The 18,429-nt window shown below is 45.1% G+C and carries 21 protein-coding genes and 2 tRNA genes; 7 read left to right on the top strand and 16 right to left on the bottom strand.

Annotated elements, in window-relative coordinates; translation table 11 throughout:
• Window positions 1–11: 11 nt before the first annotated feature.
• The 4 genes from QMF28_RS05215 to QMF28_RS05230 form a co-directional block, all read right to left on the bottom strand.
• Window positions 12–1,169, bottom strand: coding sequence for an MFS transporter (locus tag QMF28_RS05215; protein ID WP_281741483.1), 1,158 nt, complete (start codon window positions 1,167–1,169; stop codon window positions 12–14).
• A 13-nt stretch (window positions 1,170–1,182) separates the two neighbouring features.
• Window positions 1,183–2,298, bottom strand: coding sequence for a chorismate synthase (gene aroC / locus QMF28_RS05220; protein WP_281741485.1), 1,116 nt, complete (start codon window positions 2,296–2,298; stop codon window positions 1,183–1,185).
• 43 nt (window positions 2,299–2,341) lie between these two features.
• Entirely contained in the window at window positions 2,342–2,797 is a 456-nt protein-coding gene (locus QMF28_RS05225) for a CBS domain-containing protein (RefSeq protein WP_216214898.1), read from the bottom strand.
• Between the two features lie 79 nt (window positions 2,798–2,876).
• Window positions 2,877–3,725, bottom strand: a complete 849-nt coding sequence (locus tag QMF28_RS05230; protein WP_281741487.1) for a YhjD/YihY/BrkB family envelope integrity protein — start codon at window positions 3,723–3,725, stop codon at window positions 2,877–2,879.
• Between the two features lie 22 nt (window positions 3,726–3,747).
• On the opposite strand from QMF28_RS05230, the gene wrbA reads away from it, so the two are divergent.
• From wrbA to QMF28_RS05250, 4 genes are all read left to right on the top strand, one after another.
• Window positions 3,748–4,365, top strand: coding sequence for an NAD(P)H:quinone oxidoreductase (wrbA, locus tag QMF28_RS05235; RefSeq protein WP_281741488.1), 618 nt, complete (start codon window positions 3,748–3,750; stop codon window positions 4,363–4,365).
• Between the two features lie 8 nt (window positions 4,366–4,373).
• The gene (locus QMF28_RS05240; protein ID WP_281741489.1) at window positions 4,374–4,760 is read left to right on the top strand and encodes a DUF2069 domain-containing protein; all 387 of its coding nucleotides are present in this window, start codon (window positions 4,374–4,376) and stop codon (window positions 4,758–4,760) included.
• A 4-nt stretch (window positions 4,761–4,764) separates the two neighbouring features.
• Window positions 4,765–6,180 carry an FAD-binding oxidoreductase gene (locus QMF28_RS05245; protein WP_281741490.1) on the top strand — a complete coding sequence of 472 codons (1,416 nt, stop codon included), beginning with the start codon at window positions 4,765–4,767 and terminating at the stop codon, window positions 6,178–6,180.
• A gap of 90 nt (window positions 6,181–6,270) precedes the next feature.
• Window positions 6,271–6,456, top strand: coding sequence for a hypothetical protein (locus QMF28_RS05250; RefSeq protein WP_281741491.1), 186 nt, complete (start codon window positions 6,271–6,273; stop codon window positions 6,454–6,456).
• 56 nt (window positions 6,457–6,512) lie between these two features.
• On the opposite strand, the gene QMF28_RS05255 is transcribed toward QMF28_RS05250, so the two are convergent.
• The 6 genes from QMF28_RS05255 to QMF28_RS05280 form a co-directional block, all read right to left on the bottom strand.
• The gene (locus QMF28_RS05255; RefSeq protein WP_425594912.1) at window positions 6,513–7,406 is read right to left on the bottom strand and encodes an alpha/beta fold hydrolase; all 894 of its coding nucleotides are present in this window, start codon (window positions 7,404–7,406) and stop codon (window positions 6,513–6,515) included.
• A gap of 52 nt (window positions 7,407–7,458) precedes the next feature.
• On the bottom strand, window positions 7,459–7,713 hold the full coding sequence (locus QMF28_RS05260; RefSeq protein WP_281741493.1) for an EF-hand domain-containing protein: 255 nt from the start codon (window positions 7,711–7,713) through the stop codon (window positions 7,459–7,461).
• A gap of 9 nt (window positions 7,714–7,722) precedes the next feature.
• Window positions 7,723–8,406 carry a DUF3313 domain-containing protein gene (locus tag QMF28_RS05265; protein WP_068322940.1) on the bottom strand — a complete coding sequence of 228 codons (684 nt, stop codon included), beginning with the start codon at window positions 8,404–8,406 and terminating at the stop codon, window positions 7,723–7,725.
• A gap of 65 nt (window positions 8,407–8,471) precedes the next feature.
• Window positions 8,472–8,831: a hypothetical protein gene (locus tag QMF28_RS05270; RefSeq protein ID WP_281741494.1), complete on the bottom strand. Its 360-nt coding sequence runs from the start codon at window positions 8,829–8,831 to the stop codon at window positions 8,472–8,474.
• 78 nt (window positions 8,832–8,909) lie between these two features.
• Window positions 8,910–8,986, bottom strand: a tRNA-Arg gene (locus tag QMF28_RS05275).
• A gap of 38 nt (window positions 8,987–9,024) precedes the next feature.
• A tRNA-Pro gene (locus QMF28_RS05280) sits at window positions 9,025–9,101 on the bottom strand.
• 60 nt (window positions 9,102–9,161) lie between these two features.
• Between QMF28_RS05280 and QMF28_RS05285 the strand changes: the two genes are divergently transcribed.
• Together QMF28_RS05285 and QMF28_RS05290 are read left to right on the top strand one after the other, a co-directional pair.
• On the top strand, window positions 9,162–9,530 hold the full coding sequence (locus tag QMF28_RS05285) for a hypothetical protein (protein WP_281741495.1): 369 nt from the start codon (window positions 9,162–9,164) through the stop codon (window positions 9,528–9,530).
• An 82-nt stretch (window positions 9,531–9,612) separates the two neighbouring features.
• A complete protein-coding gene (locus QMF28_RS05290) occupies window positions 9,613–11,709 on the top strand; it encodes a TonB-dependent receptor (protein ID WP_281741496.1) in 2,097 nt (698 codons plus the stop codon).
• A gap of 14 nt (window positions 11,710–11,723) precedes the next feature.
• Here QMF28_RS05290 and glmM read toward each other — a convergent pair whose 3' ends face one another.
• The 4 genes from glmM to QMF28_RS05310 form a co-directional block, all read right to left on the bottom strand.
• Window positions 11,724–13,067: a phosphoglucosamine mutase gene (glmM, locus tag QMF28_RS05295; RefSeq protein ID WP_281741497.1), complete on the bottom strand. Its 1,344-nt coding sequence runs from the start codon at window positions 13,065–13,067 to the stop codon at window positions 11,724–11,726.
• Between the two features lie 17 nt (window positions 13,068–13,084).
• Complete coding sequence (gene folP / locus QMF28_RS05300) at window positions 13,085–13,960, bottom strand: dihydropteroate synthase (RefSeq protein ID WP_281741498.1); 876 nt, start codon at window positions 13,958–13,960, stop codon at window positions 13,085–13,087.
• Window positions 13,961–13,982: 22 nt separating this feature from the next.
• Complete coding sequence (gene ftsH / locus QMF28_RS05305) at window positions 13,983–15,860, bottom strand: ATP-dependent zinc metalloprotease FtsH (RefSeq protein WP_068322957.1); 1,878 nt, start codon at window positions 15,858–15,860, stop codon at window positions 13,983–13,985.
• A gap of 136 nt (window positions 15,861–15,996) precedes the next feature.
• Window positions 15,997–16,671, bottom strand: coding sequence for an RlmE family RNA methyltransferase (locus QMF28_RS05310; protein WP_281741499.1), 675 nt, complete (start codon window positions 16,669–16,671; stop codon window positions 15,997–15,999).
• Window positions 16,672–16,796: 125 nt separating this feature from the next.
• On the opposite strand from QMF28_RS05310, the gene QMF28_RS05315 reads away from it, so the two are divergent.
• Complete coding sequence (locus QMF28_RS05315) at window positions 16,797–17,423, top strand: YhbY family RNA-binding protein (protein WP_216214927.1); 627 nt, start codon at window positions 16,797–16,799, stop codon at window positions 17,421–17,423.
• A gap of 28 nt (window positions 17,424–17,451) precedes the next feature.
• Here QMF28_RS05315 and QMF28_RS05320 read toward each other — a convergent pair whose 3' ends face one another.
• Window positions 17,452–17,925 carry a DUF4149 domain-containing protein gene (locus QMF28_RS05320; protein WP_281741500.1) on the bottom strand — a complete coding sequence of 158 codons (474 nt, stop codon included), beginning with the start codon at window positions 17,923–17,925 and terminating at the stop codon, window positions 17,452–17,454.
• Window positions 17,925–18,401 carry a transcription elongation factor GreA gene (greA, locus tag QMF28_RS05325; RefSeq protein ID WP_068322970.1) on the bottom strand — a complete coding sequence of 159 codons (477 nt, stop codon included), beginning with the start codon at window positions 18,399–18,401 and terminating at the stop codon, window positions 17,925–17,927. Before greA ends, QMF28_RS05320 begins: the two co-directional genes overlap by 1 nt.
• Window positions 18,402–18,429: the final 28 nt, after the last annotated feature.

Raw genomic sequence — 18,429 nt, forward strand, 5'->3', positions numbered from 1 at the left:
ATCTTAAGGTTTTATCTGGCGGGGTAACGTCGCGGTCTGAGTTTTTGGATTGCCATGCCCGCCAGTCCGCATGCAAATGCAGACATTACAAAAACATCTCTAGGCTGCGACGCCTCCCATATCCAGCCAGCACATAGACCACCTAACGTTCCACCCAAACCATATGAAATGGTTGCCATTAAGGCTTGGCCTCTAGCCTGTACTGGCCCCATAAACCAATGCTGCAATAACTTAGTGGCGGCGCTATGGTGGGCTGCAAAAGTGCCCGCATGCATTAATTGCGCCACAATTAAGACTGATGTGATGGGTAAGAAGGCGATCAAGATAAAGCGAATAACGCCAATACCAAAGGCAGCTTGCAAAATAACTTCAGCATCCAATCTGCTTAGCACTTTGCTTTGGAAATAAAAAAAGATGACTTCTGCAGCGACGCCAAGCGCCCAAAAGAGACCTATTTCAAATTTATCGTATCCCAAGTCAGCGAGATAAAGAGAGTAAAAAACGTACAGCGATGCATGTGCAAAAATCATAAAAAATCCGGACAGCAGAAACCAGCGAACGTCAGGATTAAAGAGCACAATTAACAACTCTCCTTTCACCATTTTGCGTCGCCCCATCTTTGGCTCGTGCAGGCAAAAGGTAATTAGAGCCAAGGCAAATAAGACTACCGTGCCTACGATTGGGTATAACTCAATAGTTTTGCGCTGGAATAACTCACCAGCAGCAAGAACCATAGCTATAAAGCCAATAGAGCCCCATAAGCGCAAGCGTCCATAGCGCTTATCAAAAGAATTGTCTTTATATAAAGCATGAATAGTGGCGGACTCACCCAGGGGCATCAAACTACTCAAGATGGTGTGCAGAACAAACATCCAAATGAAAAAACCAATGTAGTCTTGTAAAAAATAAATGCATAAGAAAATAAGTGCAGCCAGACAGGCGCAAAAACGAATAATGCCAATGCGACTTGATAGGTAGTCTGACAACCAACCCCAGGAGAAAGGACCAACAATTCTGGTGATCTGCAACATAGACATCAGCGCCGCTATCTCAATTACGCTAAAGCCCCTCTCTAAAAAGAAGAGGCTTGCGTACGGCGATACCAATCCAACATAAGCGAAATATAAAAAGAAAAAGGACCCGAAGGCCCAGCGAAGCGAAGGCGTCATTTAATCAGCCAAATCAATCGCGAAAAGATCCAGGTTGTGCGGCCGGGATCGATGCAGTAGATTCTGAAACATCAGCACATTGAGCGCGATGGCGTAAAGCATGATCCATCAACACTAGAGCAAGCATTGCCTCGGCAATCGGCGTTGCGCGTATACCAACGCAAGGGTCGTGACGACCCTTTGTTTGAACGGTTATGGGTTTGCCATTTAGATCTACTGACTGCTTAGGACTCATAATGCTTGAGGTAGGCTTGATCGCAATGGATACGCGTAAATCCTGCCCAGTACTAATCCCGCCAAGAGTTCCGCCAGAATTGTTCGTAGCAAAACCATCTGGGTGAAGCTCATCCCCATGCTCGCTACCACGCTGAGCAACAGATTTAAAGCCTGCACCAATCTCAACACCCTTCACCGCATTAATACCCATCATGGCATGCGCAATATCAGCATCCAACTTATCAAATAATGGCTCGCCTAGACCTACCGGCACATTGCGAGCGCGAACTTCAATACGCGCACCACAGGAGTCCCCTGCTTTGCGCAGGTCATCCATATATGTCTCAAGCTGAGGAATCATTTCTGCATTTGCAGCAAAGAAAGGATTCTTCTCGATTTCTGCAGCGTCTTTAAATGGGATTTCCAGCTCGCCTAATTGACTCATATAGCCATAGAACTCAGTGCCATATTTTTCGTGCAACCATTTTTTTGCAATCGCAGCAGCAGCTACAACTGGAGCTGTTAAACGTGCAGAAGATCTTCCACCACCTCTAGGATCGCGAATACCATACTTGGTTTGGTATGCATAATCTGCATGACCTGGTCTAAAGGTCTGCAAAATATCACCATAGTCTTGGCTACGTTGATCAGTATTGCGAATTAATAGTGCAATCGGAGTACCGGTAGTTTTACCCTCAAAAACACCAGAAAGAATTTCAACCTTATCCTCCTCCTTGCGCTGAGTAACGTGTCTTGAAGTGCCGGGCTTACGTCGATCCAAATCAAGCTGAATGTCAGCCTCAGAAAGCTCCATGCCTGGTGGGCAGCCGTCAACCACCGCTCCAATAGCCGGACCATGGGATTCACCAAAAGTGGTGATCGTAAAGAGAAGGCCTAATGTATTTCCTGACATACCGACATTATGTCATTTGTCAGAAAATGAGGGTAAGAACAGCTTAAGAGGCTGTTTTTTCAGTATCTTCAGGCCAGTCGCGAATATAGGCTTTGAGCATTGTGTTTTCAAAGTCTTGGGCTTCAACTACGGATTTCGCAACGTCGTAGAAAGAAATTACACCCATCAACATCTTTTGGTCGACCACCGGCAGATATCGGGCGTGGTCAACCAACATCATGCGGCGCACTTCATCAATCTCAGTTTCCATATTGCATGTCAGAGGCTTTTGATTCATAACCGAGCTAACCTGCAATCCCTCAAGCTTGCCATGATGCTTTGCTAATGCGGCAATAACTTCTCTGAAAGTCAGAATGCCAACCAGCTTGTCATACTCCATGACAACCAGGGAGCCAATATCGTGTTCGCTCATCACTAGAACCGCCGTTTGTAGTGCTGTATCCGGAGCTACCGTAAAAAGGGTGCTGCCCTTAACGCGCAATATGTCACGAACTTTCATTTGATCTCCAAAAAACAATGCATGTATGTGTTCAATATAGACTTAAGACCACTCTGAATCAAGGGTTAAGTCATTACTTTTAGTAACGAATAACCCTAATGAAGCCACTGCGGATTTCTGGAAGATTTGCCACAAGTACCGCACCAGTCAAGGTAATCCACCAGGTCATATAAATCCACATCAAACCCAGAGGGAAGATGGCAAAAGCCCCGTAAACCGTCTTATAAAAGGCGGTATGACTTAAAAAAATAGCGAAGCCAAATTTCATTAACTCAAATGCAAGAGCAGCCACTAGAGCGCCGGTAAAGGCGTCGCGCCACAGGATTTTTGCATATGGCAGAACTTTGTAGACAACCGCATAAACAGCAATCGCCAAGCAAATAGGGGCAATAGTAGCCACCAATTGAAAGCCAAAAGATACTGCGCTGATCCAACCTTCCGACGCGCTAAATAAAACACCGCTGAGGTAGATGCCAATACCCAGCAGTATTGGCCCTAATATTGTTGCGGCACTGTAAATAGCAATTTTTTTGTAGAGTGGTCGACTTTTATTAACTTTAAAAATCTGATTAAAGGCGCCCTCAATCACCGCCAAAGTCATAATTGTGGTGATAATCAAGCCCGCCAAACCTACGAATGTTAGGCCCTTGGCCTGTGAAGAAAACTGATCCAAGTAAACAAATACTTGTTGATTGATGCCGCCAGGCATATAGGTATCCAAAAGCCACGTTTTAAAAGCATTTTTCACCTGAATAACACTTGGCAAGTAACCAATTAACATGGTGGCTATAGTCACCATGGGGACCATTGATAAGGTCGTCGTAAAAGCTAGGCTCGCAGCAATTTGCTTTAAATTTTGACCACGATTGCGCTCCCAGATCTCTTTTCCAAGAGAGAGCCATAATTGGGGGTTACGAATGAGGCGCATCGCCGTATCATAAGAGATCAATATGAGCCAACCTGATATTTTAGTTTTGTACTACTCCCGTTATGGTGCAACAAAGGACCTAGCGCGCTTGATAGCCGAGGGCATTGAAAGCGTTCAGGGGGTAAATGCCCGCCTAAGAACGGTACCCGCGATCTCTACCGTTTGCGAAGCAACAGAGGTCTCTGTGCCTCAAGATGGGGCGCCTTATGTGGAGTATTCAGACCTGCAGGAGTGTATTGGACTTGCATTAGGGTCCCCTACCCGTTTTGGCAATATGGCGGCACCCATGAAATACTTTTGGGATGGCAGTTCATCCGAGTGGATGAATGGCGCCTTAATTGGTAAGCCCGCCTGCGTCTTTACCAGCACTGGCAGCATGCATGGCGGACAAGAAAGCACTCTGTTGACGATGATGATTCCACTATTTCATCACGGCATGATGTTGATGGGTATCCCTTATAGCGAGCCAGATCTGATGTCATCAAACACAGGAGGTAGTCCTTACGGCGTTACCCATCTTGCCCATGCAGACGGTCGCGCACCCATCAGCCTCGAAGAACAGCGTTTAGCTAAGGCTCAAGGAAAACGTTTAGCCGAAACAGCTTTAAAGCTGCACCTCAATAAAAAGCAAGGCATTTAAAGCGCGTCATGATTAAAAAGATCCTCGATAAGAATCCCTACCAACTCATAGCTACTGCTGCGTTTGTAGACTTATTCATTCTTTGTGTGGCTTGGGAGTGGTTCATATCGCCCCTACGCCCTGGTGGATCCTGGCTAATACTTAAAGGTATTCCATTGTTGTTTGCCATTCCCGGCCTATGGAAGGGAAATGTCTACACCATGCAGTGGGCCTCAATGTTGATCTTGCTGTATGTCACTGAAGGCTTAGTGCGCATCCTAGAAACTGGCGCTAACTTTTGGCTTGCAGCGATTGAAACGTTATTCGCAACCGTTGGTTTTGTTTGCTTGTTGATGTATTTAAAGCCAATTAAAAAAGAGGCTAAAGCTTTAAAGAAGATTTCTGCAGAAAAATAAAGCAATGCAAAACTTCATCAATCAACTATCCCAGGTTCTTGAGAAAAAATATATTCTGACTCAAGACGAAGATAAAGCACCCTACTTAACTGATTGGCGAAAACGATTTACCGGAAAAGCATTTGCTATTTTGTTGCCTAGTACCAGCAATGAAGTTGCAGCAATCGTAAAGCTATGCGCTCAGTACCAAATTGCACTGGTTCCACAAGGTGGGCATACTGGTTTTTGTGGCGGCGCTACTCCAGACAATAGTGGTAAGCAAGTGATACTTAATCTCAAGCGAATGAATCAAATTCGCGAGATTGATATCGCAAACCAAACGATTACCCTCGAGGCTGGTTGCATCTTGCAATCCGTACAAGAAAAGGCTGCAGAGAATGGCTATCTGTTCCCGCTTAGTCTTGGTGCCGAGGGTAGCTGCATGATTGGCGGCAACCTAGCAACCAATGCCGGCGGAACTAATGTTTTGCGCTATGGCAATACTCGGGATCTTTGTCTGGGACTTGAAGTAGTCACTGCCAAAGGAGAGATTTGGAATGGCATTAAGGGGTTGCGTAAAGACAATACAGGTTATGACTTGCGTGACCTATTCATTGGATCAGAAGGCACCCTCGGCATTATTACGGCAGCAGTTATGAAGCTTTACCCCCTGCCCGTTTCGCAATGGACAACCTTAGTTGCTTGCGAGAACATTGCATCGACTATTGCGTTGCTAACTCTCTTTCAAAAACGGGCAAACTCTTTGCTTACGGGTTTTGAAATGATGACTCGAGAATCCCTGAATCTAAATGAAAAACACTTTCCGCAAATGGCCAACCCTTTGCAAGGAAATCCGCCATATACAGTCTTGATCGAATTGTCAGATCACGAAAGCGAAGAACATGTTAGGCAACTTCTTGAAACCATTCTGGAGGATGCTTTTGAGAAATCAATTATTAGCGATGCGGTAATCGCCAGCAACCTAACTCAAGCTAATTCGTTTTGGCATATGCGTGAACACATCACACTTGCGCAAGCCGAAGAAGGCGCTAATCTGAAACATGACATTACCATCCCCCTTTCTTCCCTTGATAGCTTTATTCGGGAGACTGATGAATTAATGAGAGAAAAGTTTCCGGGTGTCAGAATCATCAATTTTGGACACCTTGGCGATGGAAATCTGCATTACAACATCGCCCCGCCCTTGGGCACTGACCCAAAAACCTTTAACGAAACCAACGAAAAGCTCATACATGAGCTGGTCTATGGCCAGGTTGAGAGATGTAAAGGCTCTATCTCTGCGGAACATGGGGTTGGACAGCTCAAATTAGACGATCTAAGGGGTCACAAGGGCGAGGTTGCTCATGATCTTATGAAGATGCTCAAAACGGCTCTAGACCCCCAAAATATCCTTAATCCCCATAAAGTTGTCTCCATTTAAGGAAATTAAGTAGTTTTTTGATAAATATTTTGTAATTCATGTCATCTCGACCCCTTTTTCATGCGTTGTATGGTCATGGAGGTGACAAAAATGTCAACAAGACTCAAACGTTGGGCCCGTGCAATTCAACAGATCGACTTGTCCAAAAGGACGCCTGAAGTAGCGATTGGCTATTTAGATAGCAAATATCGCGATATCGCCTGGCGCTACATCCGTATCCTAGGCTTTGAACGCACGATCACCTTCATGGCTAGCAACAACTTTCACCCAGAGTGATGATTGAAAAAAACCCTAAATATATGATTTATTTAGGGTTTTTTTACTTCGATGTTTTACCTGAAAAAGTCCCTAGCCTCATCTATTAATAGACCCGGGATCTCCTCTGGGATGTAATGACCACTGGGTACAGCTCTACCTGTGACGTTCGCTGCTACGCTTCGCCAGTCATCAAGTGGCTTAAAGCACTGATTGACTAGTCCATGCTCCCCCCAGAGAACCTTTAGAGGCATTTTTAATTGAATGCCCGTAGCACGGTCTGAGCGATCGTGAATCAAATCAATTGAGGCTGCAGCGCGATAATCCTCGCACATTGCATGCATGCATTCAGTGTTGCTAGCGCCAGCTAAATATTCTGCCCATCTATCAGCTGAAAATATACCCGTACCGGCATGACGACCCATATGATTTTTTAACCAATACCCTGGGTTTGCACCAATCATCGTTTCAGGCACTGGCTCGGGTTGAATTAAGAAAAACCAATGCCAATAGCCTTTTGCAAATGCCATGGTTGAGCCTTCATACATCGTTAATGTTGGAGAAATATCCAGAACCATTAGACGAAGTACGCTATCAGGAAAATCTAGAGCCAAACGATGAGAAACCCGCCCACCTCTATCGTGCCCAAGCAAAAAGAATTGATCAAATCCTAACACTTGCATTAGCGAGTGTTGATCTGCGGCCATTGAGCGTTTTGAATAGGTGGAATGATCTGTTTTGCCGTGAGGCTTTGAAGATGCACCATAGCCCCTTAGATCAGAAGCGACAACCGTGAAATTTTTCGCCAGCTCAGGAGCAACTTGACTCCAAATTGCTTTGGTTTGAGGAAAGCCATGCAGTAACAATAAAGGAGGACCGCTGCCACCAATTAAATAAGCAATTTCAATTGGACCGTCATCCGATGAAACGGTAATCTTATTTTCTGTAAATCCAGGAAAGGAAACTGCCATCATTCACCCAATAAAAAAGAGCCTCGACAGAGGCTCTTGTGTTTTCATACGATTATCTATTTGCCATTGCCTGAATTTCAGCAACGGTAACGTAACCTTTACCAGAGGAATCAATATAACTAAAGTTGCTGTAGATGCGAGGCATACAACCCTTCGCCTCTTCCTTGGTTAGCTTCCCATCTTTATTAGTGTCGCACTTTGCAAAGCGCTCAACAATTTCCTGGTCCCGAGATGCTTCATCTGCATGAGCCAATATGGGGGCTGCCATCAGAATGCTGAGAGCTAAGGCAAGGGATGACATTTTCATATGGAGTTCTTATTTACCAGTTGGAGTTGGATTGGCTGATGTTTCTAATGCAGTGCGAACTACCTTTTTAGCCATGGCAATGAAAGAATCTGCAGACCCAGCATTTGTTCGGAAGGATTCGCCTTGAACGGTAATTAAACCCTCACCCAATAGTTGTTTAGATTGACTATCAGTAATTTTACTTTCGACTAACAGTGCAGGTGTTTTAGCATTAACACCACCAGCATAAGCAGCAGCATTCATGGCTAAACCAATAGGAGTGAAGTTCCAAGGCTGCAAGCTATTCGCGGAGCTTTCTGCACCAGTAATACCAACTGAAATACGCGCTACTCCTGGACCAGGTTTAGTGACAATGCGAATATTGCCGCGCGAATTTACAGCTTCAACCATAGATTCCTGTAAAGCTGCTTTTGCTTTATTTATCAACTCAAGACTGACATCTTTGGTTGCATTTTGATTCAAGTAAATTGGATCAAGAATGACGGCTGTATATGCTCCTGGGTTTACACCCGAAACACGATATCTCCAAACTCGTGTATCGCTGTCGCTTGTCGCCATTGGAACCAAAAGGTTGTAATCAGGCAAAAATCCAGATCTCGGCATTGATTCAGTCGCTAATTTCGGCGCGTTGCTGCAAGCAGACAAAGCAATTGCTGTAGCAAAAGAGACTAGCAATACATTCATTTTTTTCATAGCGTTTCCATGGGTTAATTACTTGGTTAGGGATTTCTGATACAGAAGATCATACCTACTTCAAATTATTCTGGTGCAGGGCAAGGTAATGTTCCGCCGGTCTTTTTATGGATCTGAGGCTTGCAATCATTTTGAGTGGGAATTATTGCCCTAGGTTCTGATGGCGCAATCCCTTGATTAGTTGTAGGAGCAACGGTGGCTGAGCTACTTGCAACAGGCGTAGCCTTTGCAGGCGCCAACCCTACCTCTCTATAAAAGGCCTTATCCGATCCGGGGCATGGCATGAGAGCGCCTGTTTTCGGATTAACAACATCTTTGCACTGTGGATTAGCTTCAAGTCTCGCTTCCAATTTCGCCACAGAGCATGCAGGAAGCAAAAAAACAAGGCTGAGCAAGGAGCAAATCTTGAATGAAATAGTGTTCATCGATGCATTCTAAGTCACTGTAAGCCAAATAAAAGGCAGTTAGGCAACAATTTAGAGCATACGAACAAATGAGGGGGGTGGCCTGCCCAGCACGATTCGAACGTGCGACCTACGCCTTAGAAGGGCGTTGCTCTATCCAGCTGAGCTATAGGCAGTGAGTACTGGGACTGAAAATCGTAAAACAAAGAGAAAGTGGTCGGAGTACAAGGATTCGAACCTTGGACCCCCTGCTCCCAAAGCAGGTGCGCTACCAGGCTGCGCTACACTCCGACGGAACCCATATTCTACACCGAGAGCGCTATTGCAGGCAAATCCTGTAAGATTCATGCCATGGTTGCCTATTTTTCAAGCAAATTTAAGAAGCAAATTCAAGTTGGCCTGAGCATTGCTTTGCTTGCATTTTGCTTGCTGGGAACCCGCTGGGTAGGCCTTTCTCATAGTATTTCTCATGCGAATTTCCAAAGCCAAACTGAAATAAGCTCGACTGCGGTTGATGCAGCACCATCTCAAAATCACAATTCAGACGTATGCCATTTATTCGATGCGCTTACCTTGGCTGGATTTGTTGCCGCTGACACAATCAATCCCGTAGCACACAGCAACCATACAAATCAGTCTGATTGTTACGATACCCGCTGCATAGCTCAGGCCTTCATTGAGCACTACCAATCAAGAGCGCCACCAACCCTTCTTTCATAAATCGCTATAGAGATTAGATCCAGCATCTAGTTAAAGATTTATTTGCTTGCATCACTTGGTTGCAAGAATTAAAGGGTTTCAAATGAAGTATAAAAAATTATTAAAGCCGCGCATTATGTGTGTGCTAGTGGGTGCCATTTTCAGCTCTTATGCTTTTTCACAAAATCAAACTCCCAGTCTAGAGATTACTGCCACTGGCAGTCAAGAGGCTACACAAAGTATTTTGACGCCAACAAAGGTACTTCAAGGGGATGAGTTAGCAAACAAATTAGGCGGCACCCTGGGCGCAACATTGGCTAATGAGTTGGGTGTATCGGCAACTGGTTATGGCGCAGGATCATCCCGACCTGTTATTCGCGGTCTAGAAGGCTCGCGCGTACAAATTCTACAAAATGGACTATCAGTCGGGGATGTATCTAATATTTCCCAAGATCATGCTGTTGGTAATAATATGCAAAACACTCATCAAGTAGAGATATTGCGTGGTGCAGCCGCCCTCCTTTATGGCTCAGGATCTAGCGGCGGTCTTGTAAACGTTGTCAATGACCGAATCTTGACTAATTTACCTGATCGACCAACCGGTGCATTTAATACCAGTTATGAAACTGTAAATAATGGTCGCGCTGGATCCATTGAGGTTGATGGAGCTATAGGATCAGTTGCCGTTCACGTGGATACCGCAATTAACAACGCAAATAATTATTCAATTCCTGGTAGCTCAACACAATCACAGGGTGAGCCTGTCGGTGGATGGACCGTCCCACCAGAAGGAAATGGTGGCAATAATTACACTGGAAAATTACCCAATACTTTTAGTAATCAAAATAATTTAGGTTTCGGTGTTTCATACATCGGTAAATCGGGTTATACCGGCGTCTCTGTAGAACGTCTAAATAATAACTATGGGATTCCAACGCCTGAGGGTGGATCAATAAACCAGTCACAAAATCGTTATGACTTACAACATCAAACACGTGACCCATTTAGCGGATTCTCATCCTTTAAATTTAGTGCCGCTAACTCCAATTACAACCACACAGAATTTAACAATACTGGCGAAGCAGCTGCCCTCTGGAAAAATTTAGCAAATGAAGCGCGCTTCGAGCTAACTCATAATCCCTTATTTGGCTGGAAAGGTACGTTTGGCGCCCAAGTAACCGCTGCGTCTTTAAATGCTACAGAGGTGGGCACTGGAAGTTATGCAATTGTTCCCCCTACGAAAACAAATTCCAATGCCCTATTTTGGATTGAGGAAGGCAAATGGAATAGTCTGCAAGGCAGTCTTGGTCTGAGATACAGCAATGTAGCTCAAAACCCTAACACTGCTACAGTACTCGAAGCTCAAGACACAACTGCCGGCACTCTTACGCCGGGAATTACTTTGCAAGACCGTAATTTCAATTTGATGTCATATTCAGCTGGCGGTCTATGGAATTTTATGCAAGGTCATGGATTGGGTGTGGCATACACAGTTTCGCAACGTGCTCCAAGTGCTCAGGAGCTGTACTCTTATGGCGCCCATGAATCGACGGCTACATTTGATATTGGCAACCCTAATTTAAGCAAGGAAGTCTCCCACAACCTAGAGTTCAACTTTCAAAAGAATTTAGGAATTCTTCGTAGCAAAGCCAGTATCTACGCCAATCGTTTTAATAACTATATTTACGGCTACTACACTGGAAATGCCATCAATAATGGTGGCCAGGAAGGCGACGGTTTTAGTGTTGTTACTGCACAGCAAGCTGCCGCAACCATTAAAGGTATCGAAGGTGAAATTACCTATAACTGGCGAGAACCAGGTCTTGGAGGCAGAATCTTTGGTGATGCCTCTCAGGGAACATTTGATGCTGGAGGAAACCTTCCATTGCAACCGGCGCCCCGCTTAGGTGCCGAAATTGCTCATCAAAAAGATGGCTGGCTAACGAATGCTAGTTACACCTATAGCTATCAACAAAATCGTTTAGCGAATTGGGAACAAGGTCCAGCACCAAGTTACAACCTTTTGAATGCCGGCATTTCTTACACTGAGAAAATTCAGCAGGTGAATTGGACTATTTATCTCAATATGAAAAATTTGCTTAATGAGCAAATTCGCTATGCAACAACACCTATGGCTGTAAGACTCTATGCGCCTCAACCCGGAAGAAGTTTCATGGTCGGACTTAGAGGTACATTCTAAGTAGATTTATCTTACTAAGCAGTAGGCACTAAATCGGCAATACTTTTGGCGGCGCTCATGGCTACAGCGCCGTCCTTAGTCTCCACCATCACACGCAATAAAGGCTCGGTACCAGAAGCGCGAATTAACACCCTACCGATATCTTTGAGATTATTCTCAACCAATGAAATTTGTTTTTTGAGAGCCTCATCAGATTTCCAGTCGTAGCCAGGCTTAAATCTTACATTTAAGAGCACTTGCGGAAAAATGCTTACTGCATCCAATAGCTGCGCAAGGCTCTTCTTGGTTTGACTCATAACAGTTAATACCTGGAGCGCTGCGATGGTGCCGTCACCTGTTGAATGGCGATCTAAGCAAAGTAAATGCCCAGAGCCTTCTCCGCCAACATGCCAACCATTCTTTTTGAGAAGCTCTAAAACATAGCGATCGCCAACATTGGCACGCTCAAATCCAATGCCGAGCTCTTTGATGGCATTTTCAACAGCCAGATTGGTCATCAATGTGCCGACGACACCACCAACCATGTCGCCATGGTCAACGCGATCTTTAGCCAAGACATAAAGCAACTCATCACCATTAAACAATCTACCGGATGCATCAACCATTTGCAAGCGATCAGCATCTCCATCCAAGGCTACGCCAATATCTGCTTTTACTTCCTGAACTTTTGCAATCAAAGCTGCAGGCGCGGTAGCACCGCAACCATCATTAATGTTTCGACCGTTGGGATGAACACCTATAGAGATTACTTCAGCACCCAACTCATGGAAAACATGTGGAGCAGTATGATAGGCAGCGCCGTTAGCGCAATCAACTACGATCTTCAATCCCTTTAGATTGAGGTGACCAGGAACGGTTGATTTACAAAACTCAATATATCTACCTGCTGCATCATCTAAACGAAAAGCTTTACCCAAATCTTTAGAGCTTACGCAGCCGATTGGGTTTTCTAACTCTTTTTCAATAGCAAGCTCAAAGTCATCTGAAAATTTATCCCCTTCTGCAGAGAAAAATTTAATACCGTTATCTTGATAAGGATTGTGAGATGCGGAAATTACTAATCCTGCAGATAAGCGTAAGGCTCTCGTGAGATAAGCAACTCCGGGTGTTGGTATAGGACCGCAAAGCATCACATCCACGCCAGCAGCAGCAAAGCCTGCCTCCAATGCTGCCTCCAACAAGTATCCAGAAACACGGGTATCTTTACCTATCAAAACCTTGCAACGCTCCCCTCGCTTAGCATTGCGTGTTAATACCTTGCCAGCCGCATAACCCAAGCGAGTCATAAATTCTGGAACGATAGGAAATTGACCCACCTCTCCTCGGATTCCATCGGTTCCAAAGTATTGTTTTTTCATGGGATTAATTATAAAACTTAGGCTGACATATCTAGTTGAATAGCTTCCCATAGCTTTAGAGCATCAACAGTTTCGGCTACGTCGTGAACCCGCACAATAGTGGCCCCGCGATCTGCCGCCATAATGGCTGCAGCAATACTAGCAGCCATTCGGTTATTGGTGTCCTTGCCGGTTATTTTGCCAATCATGGATTTGCGAGAGATGCCAGCCAATACGGGAAACCCTAATGATGAAAATTCAGCAAAATTAGTCAACATATTGAGGTTGTGCTCCAGGCTTTTACCAAAACCAAAGCCTGGATCAATAGCAATGCGATCACTTGCAATGCCAGAAGAAATTATGAGGTCAGCTTGACCTTTTAGGAACTGCTTTACTTCAGCAATCACATTTATATATTCGGGATTAAATTGCATCGTTAGAGGATCGCGTTGCATATGCATCAATACAATGCCGCAATTTTGGCTTTCTAATACAGCGTCAACAGCGCCAGTTTGTCTAAGCGCCCAAATATCATTGACACAATCCACACCAGCATTCAGTGCTTGGCGCATTGTTTCTGACTTGTAGGTATCGATTGAAAGTGGAACTCCGCAATCTTTGAGCGCCTCAATTACAGGCAGTACCCTATCAAGTTCTTCTTGCAGTCCAACGGGTTCTGCACCAGGTCTGGTTGATTCGCCGCCGATATCGATGAGATCAACACCATCAGCAAGCATGCGTTCAGCCTGTGCAATTGCATCTTTAGGCGATCTAAATTTACCGCCATCTGAAAATGAATCTGGGGTGGCATTCAGAATGCCCATGACTATTGGGCGATTACGTTTAGCAAAATCAAAAAGAAAGCGCCCACAACGCCATGTTGCGGGCTTGGTTTGAATGCTTTGATTTAGCATCAAAGGCTAAAGCAATTCCTATTTATGCCGTTGCCGGTGCACCACCGGTCGCGGGACCAGGCGTGCCAGCCGAATTACCGAACTGGGTTGCTGGCGGGGGCTTAGGTGACCGTGGTGGACGACCTTCCATAATGTCATTGATCTGCTCTGCATCAAGCGTTTCCCACTCAAGCAATGCGGCAACCATAGCCTCAACCTTGTCACGATTTTGCTCCAAGATTGATCTCGCTAAAGCATATTGACTATCAATCAACGTACGAATTTCTGCGTCCACTTTTTGTTGAGTCAATTCAGAGACAGTCTTAGTGCTATTGCGACCAAAAATACTTTCAGATTCGGTATCAACATAAACCATCGTGCCTAAGCTATCGCTCATGCCATACCGGGTAACCATATCGCGAGCCATCTTAGTAGCACGCTCAAAGTCATTTGATGCCCCTGTACTCATGGAGTGCAAGAAAACTTCTTCAGCAGCACGTCCGCCAAACAGAATAGCCAACTCTTCCAACATGCGATCTTTATAAAGGTTCACACGATCGAATTCAGGTAGCTGCCAAGTAACACCTAATGCCATACCACGAGGCATGATCGTGACTTTGTGTACAGGATCAGCTTTAGGCAATACTTTGGCAACTACAGCATGGCCAGACTCGTGATAGGCCGTATTACGGCGCTCTTCTTCACGCATCACAGCAGATTTGCGCTCAGGACCCATATAGATCTTATCTTTAGCATCCTCAAAGTCCTTCATATCAACCGAGCGCTTATTGCGGCGCGCAGCAAACAATGCAGCTTCATTGACTAGGTTTGCTAGGTCGGCGCCAGAGAAGCCAGGTGTTCCGCGCGCTAATACAGCCGCATTTACATCAGGATCGATAGGAACCTTACGCATATGCACTTGCAAGATCTGCTCGCGACCACGAATGTCAGGCAAGCCAACATGAACTTGACGATCAAAACGACCAGGACGGAGCAATGCTTTATCCAATACATCAGAGCGGTTGGTTGCAGCAACAACGATCACGCCGCTATTACTCTCAAAACCATCCATCTCAACCAACATTTGATTCAATGTTTGTTCACGCTCGTCATTGCCGCCACCCATACCGGCGCCGCGATGACGACCTACTGCATCAATCTCATCAATAAAGATGATGCAAGGAGAATTTTTCTTCGCATTTTCAAACATGTCACGTACACGTGATGCTCCAACACCAACAAACATTTCTACGAAATCAGAACCTGAAATCGAAAAGAAGGGAACCTTTGCTTCGCCAGCAATGGCACGTGCCAATAGGGTTTTACCGGTGCCTGGAGGACCAACAAGCAACACACCATGAGGAATCCGGCCACCCAGCTTTTGGAATTTCTGAGGATCTTTTAAGAAATCTACTAACTCAAAGACTTCTTCTTTTGCTTCGTCGCAACCAGCAACATCGGCAAAAGTAACTGTATTGCTGTTCTCATCAATCAAACGAGCTTTTGATTTACCAAAAGAGAATGCGCCGCCTTTGCCACCACCCTGCATTTGACGCATCATGAAAAACCAGAAACCAATAATTAAAAGAGTTGGTCCAAGATAGTACAAAGCAGACACCAACATATTTGGCTCATCATCCGCCTTACCTGTAACTTGAACGCCATACTTCATGAGGTCGCCTACCATCCAGATATCGCCTGGAGAGGTGATGGAATATTTAGCGCCATCAGCAGGTGTCACTTGCAATGTGCGACCTTGCACATCAACGCGCTTTACTTTTCCGGCTTTAGCGTCATCCATGAACTGTGAATAGGTGACCTGAGTTTGGTCCTTAGGCTTATCAAACTGCTTGAAAACAGTAAAAAGCACTAAGCCCACAATGAGCCACACACCGATTTTTTGGAACATATTGCTGTTCAAAATGAGTCCTTTTCTGGATTGAGCCAGGAGTTAAAGCAAATCGCTTCCTAAGTATTTGATTCTACTACCACCCTTTTTCAAGAGCTAATGGCATATTTATTTAATAAACCCCCTACAAATTCAGGGTTTTTGGTCATTATTTGGGTGGTTTTAGGTTTCTTCCAAGGAGGAATATCTCTGAAGAGCGGGCTCTTGATGCCTTAGGCTTGCGGGGGGCTACGGTTTTAAAGACCCTTTTAAAGGATTCGACAATCTGGCTATAGCCACTACCGTTAAAGCACTTGATTAATAAAGCACCCTCAGGCTTGAGATGTGCCACAGCAAAATCTAAGGCTATTTCAGCCAAAAAGGCCATTCTGGCAGCATCGGCAACGCCAACACCAGATAAATTAGGGGCCATATCCGAAAGGACTAAATCTACCTTTCCCTCGGCTTCTTTAGGTAATAAGGCCTCAAGCGCAGCTAGCCCTTCATCCTCACGAAAATCACCCTGAATAAAGCTCACATCCGCAATATCTTCCATAGGCAAAATATCAATCGCAATAATTTGGCCATCTGGTTTGCCAGACTCAATTTTTGGATTGGTTTTACCAAGCTCCGTTAGACGATTGCGGGCGTACTGAGACCAGCTCCCTGGGGCGCTACCCAAATCGACAATCGTCATGCCTGCTTTAATGAGATGATCTTGCTCGTCAATTTCGCTGAGCTTGTATACCGCTCTAGCGCGATAGCCCTCTTTTTGAGCCATCTTCACATAGGGATCGGTTAAATGATCCTGCAACCAACTTTTATTAAATTTATTCTTTGCCACAACTTACCCACTTTCGCGCTCCATTTTCCTAGTTTCTTCCGGCTAAAGCAAAAGGAATCTAGAAAAAACCCATAAATTGGCTTTATTGGACTGATTTTGCTGGTGAATGCTCTATCATCGAGCCCATGACTGCACTCATCCTTACCCCCGCACAACGCAAATCTCTCAAAGCTGACGCACATGATTTAAGTCCTGTGGTGATGGTCGGCGGCGATGGCTTAACACCCGCTGTAATCAAAGAAGCAAAATTAGCCATTAATCATCATGGTTTGATTAAGATTCGCGTTTTTGGCGATGATCGTGAGGCTCGTACTGCAATCTATGAAGAGCTCTGCGATAAATTAGATGCTGCTCCAGTACAACATATCGGCAAATTATTGGTGCTATGGAAACCAAAAGATGCTGTTGATGAAGCATTCAGTAATTTAGGTCGATCAAGCAAGCAAACTAAAAAAACTTTGCAAGCGCCTCGCACTAAGCGTCAGCCAAATCGCACTGCAACTAAAACTGGTGTTCGTACTAGCACTTCCGAAAGATCGGATCGTCGCTCTGCGTCTAACAAGTCGCCTTTTGAACGCGCGGCTGCTGTGAAGTCTGCTACGCCAAAGAAAAGAGTTTTACGATCAGAGGCAGCTGAATCCAAAATTGGCTGGTCTTCGCCTGGTTACAGAAAAGCTACTGCAGCGCCAGCGCCCATTAAGAAACGTAAAGTGCGTATGAGCAGCACTAAGAAAAAATCTTTGGGCTCCTAAGACTTCTTTTGATTCGTTAAAAACGCCGCTAGTCGGCGTTTTTTGTTGCCCGCCACACGAAGACAATGCCCAGCAAAGTTTGGAGCATGTAGATTGCGCTTGAAACGCCATGCAAGCGACTAAAAAGAACAGCGTGAGTGGACTCTCGGACAGATAGACCCAAATACAAAGCTTGATCTCGCAAAGAATTCATCCAAGGAATGATGATAAAAGCAGCAGCTATCGCACATGCCAGCATTCCTAACAATATCCAACGATCTATTCGATATTGAGGCTTACCTACGCGTACAAAGTAATTGGCAAGCACCATCAGAACAATACTTGTTAGGACGCTTATGTATGCGGTTGACTTGAATAAGTTTGCCGCGACCATTCCAGCGACCTGACGATCCCCTAGACTCGAAAAGAGTGTCGGGACAACGAGAAATCCAATGGTCAATAAACAGCCGACCCAGAGACCCGAAAGCAGGTTAAAAATTCTCTGGGAATATGTTTGAAACATTAAACGTAGCGAACGGCCAATATTTCAACTTCGCGGTTACCGCCTGGAGCTTGAACGGCAACAACGTCGCCCTCTTCCTTGCTAATTAACGCGCGCGCAATAGGCGAACTAATGGAAATCTTATTTAAAGCGATATCAGCCTCGTCATCACCCACAATTTGGTAGGTCAACTTGGTGCCATCTTCAAGATCCTCGAGGTCAACGGTAGCGCCAAATACGACACGCCCAGTAACGTCAAGAGAGGAAGGATCAATAATCTGGGCTGCAGACAGCTTGCCCTCTAGCTCTTGGATGCGACCTTCAATAAAACCCTGCTTTTCTTTGGCGGCATCATATTCTGCATTCTCAGAGAGATCGCCCTGAGCTCGTGCTTCAGAAATAGCAATGATGACCGCAGGACGCTCTACATGCTTTAAGCGGTGCAGTTCTTCCTTAAGAAGTTCTGCGCCGCGCTTAGTAATTGGAATTGTGCTCATGCTACTTACCTAACTTAAAATCCTGCGC

This window comes from Polynucleobacter yangtzensis, from assembly GCF_027924165.1.
Classification (GTDB): domain Bacteria; phylum Pseudomonadota; class Gammaproteobacteria; order Burkholderiales; family Burkholderiaceae; genus Polynucleobacter; species Polynucleobacter yangtzensis.

Coding starts and splice junctions, on each gene's coding strand:
- glmM (WP_281741497.1), bottom strand. CDS start 13,067: ATGAAAAAACAATACTTTGGAACCGATGGAATCCGAGGAGAGGTGGGT.
- QMF28_RS05315 (WP_216214927.1), top strand. CDS start 16,797: ATGACTGCACTCATCCTTACCCCCGCACAACGCAAATCTCTCAAAGCT.
- wrbA (WP_281741488.1), top strand. CDS start 3,748: ATGAGCCAACCTGATATTTTAGTTTTGTACTACTCCCGTTATGGTGCA.
- QMF28_RS05285 (WP_281741495.1), top strand. CDS start 9,162: ATGGTTGCCTATTTTTCAAGCAAATTTAAGAAGCAAATTCAAGTTGGC.
- QMF28_RS05260 (WP_281741493.1), bottom strand. CDS start 7,713: ATGAAAATGTCATCCCTTGCCTTAGCTCTCAGCATTCTGATGGCAGCC.
- QMF28_RS05225 (WP_216214898.1), bottom strand. CDS start 2,797: ATGAAAGTTCGTGACATATTGCGCGTTAAGGGCAGCACCCTTTTTACG.
- QMF28_RS05215 (WP_281741483.1), bottom strand. CDS start 1,169: ATGACGCCTTCGCTTCGCTGGGCCTTCGGGTCCTTTTTCTTTTTATAT.
- QMF28_RS05265 (WP_068322940.1), bottom strand. CDS start 8,406: ATGAAAAAAATGAATGTATTGCTAGTCTCTTTTGCTACAGCAATTGCT.
- QMF28_RS05240 (WP_281741489.1), top strand. CDS start 4,374: ATGATTAAAAAGATCCTCGATAAGAATCCCTACCAACTCATAGCTACT.
- QMF28_RS05290 (WP_281741496.1), top strand. CDS start 9,613: ATGAAGTATAAAAAATTATTAAAGCCGCGCATTATGTGTGTGCTAGTG.
- folP (WP_281741498.1), bottom strand. CDS start 13,960: ATGCTAAATCAAAGCATTCAAACCAAGCCCGCAACATGGCGTTGTGGG.
- QMF28_RS05250 (WP_281741491.1), top strand. CDS start 6,271: ATGTCAACAAGACTCAAACGTTGGGCCCGTGCAATTCAACAGATCGAC.
- QMF28_RS05255 (WP_425594912.1), bottom strand. CDS start 7,406: ATGGCAGTTTCCTTTCCTGGATTTACAGAAAATAAGATTACCGTTTCA.
- QMF28_RS05270 (WP_281741494.1), bottom strand. CDS start 8,831: ATGAACACTATTTCATTCAAGATTTGCTCCTTGCTCAGCCTTGTTTTT.
- QMF28_RS05320 (WP_281741500.1), bottom strand. CDS start 17,925: ATGTTTCAAACATATTCCCAGAGAATTTTTAACCTGCTTTCGGGTCTC.
- QMF28_RS05245 (WP_281741490.1), top strand. CDS start 4,765: ATGCAAAACTTCATCAATCAACTATCCCAGGTTCTTGAGAAAAAATAT.
- greA (WP_068322970.1), bottom strand. CDS start 18,401: ATGAGCACAATTCCAATTACTAAGCGCGGCGCAGAACTTCTTAAGGAA.
- QMF28_RS05230 (WP_281741487.1), bottom strand. CDS start 3,725: ATGCGCCTCATTCGTAACCCCCAATTATGGCTCTCTCTTGGAAAAGAG.
- aroC (WP_281741485.1), bottom strand. CDS start 2,298: ATGTCAGGAAATACATTAGGCCTTCTCTTTACGATCACCACTTTTGGT.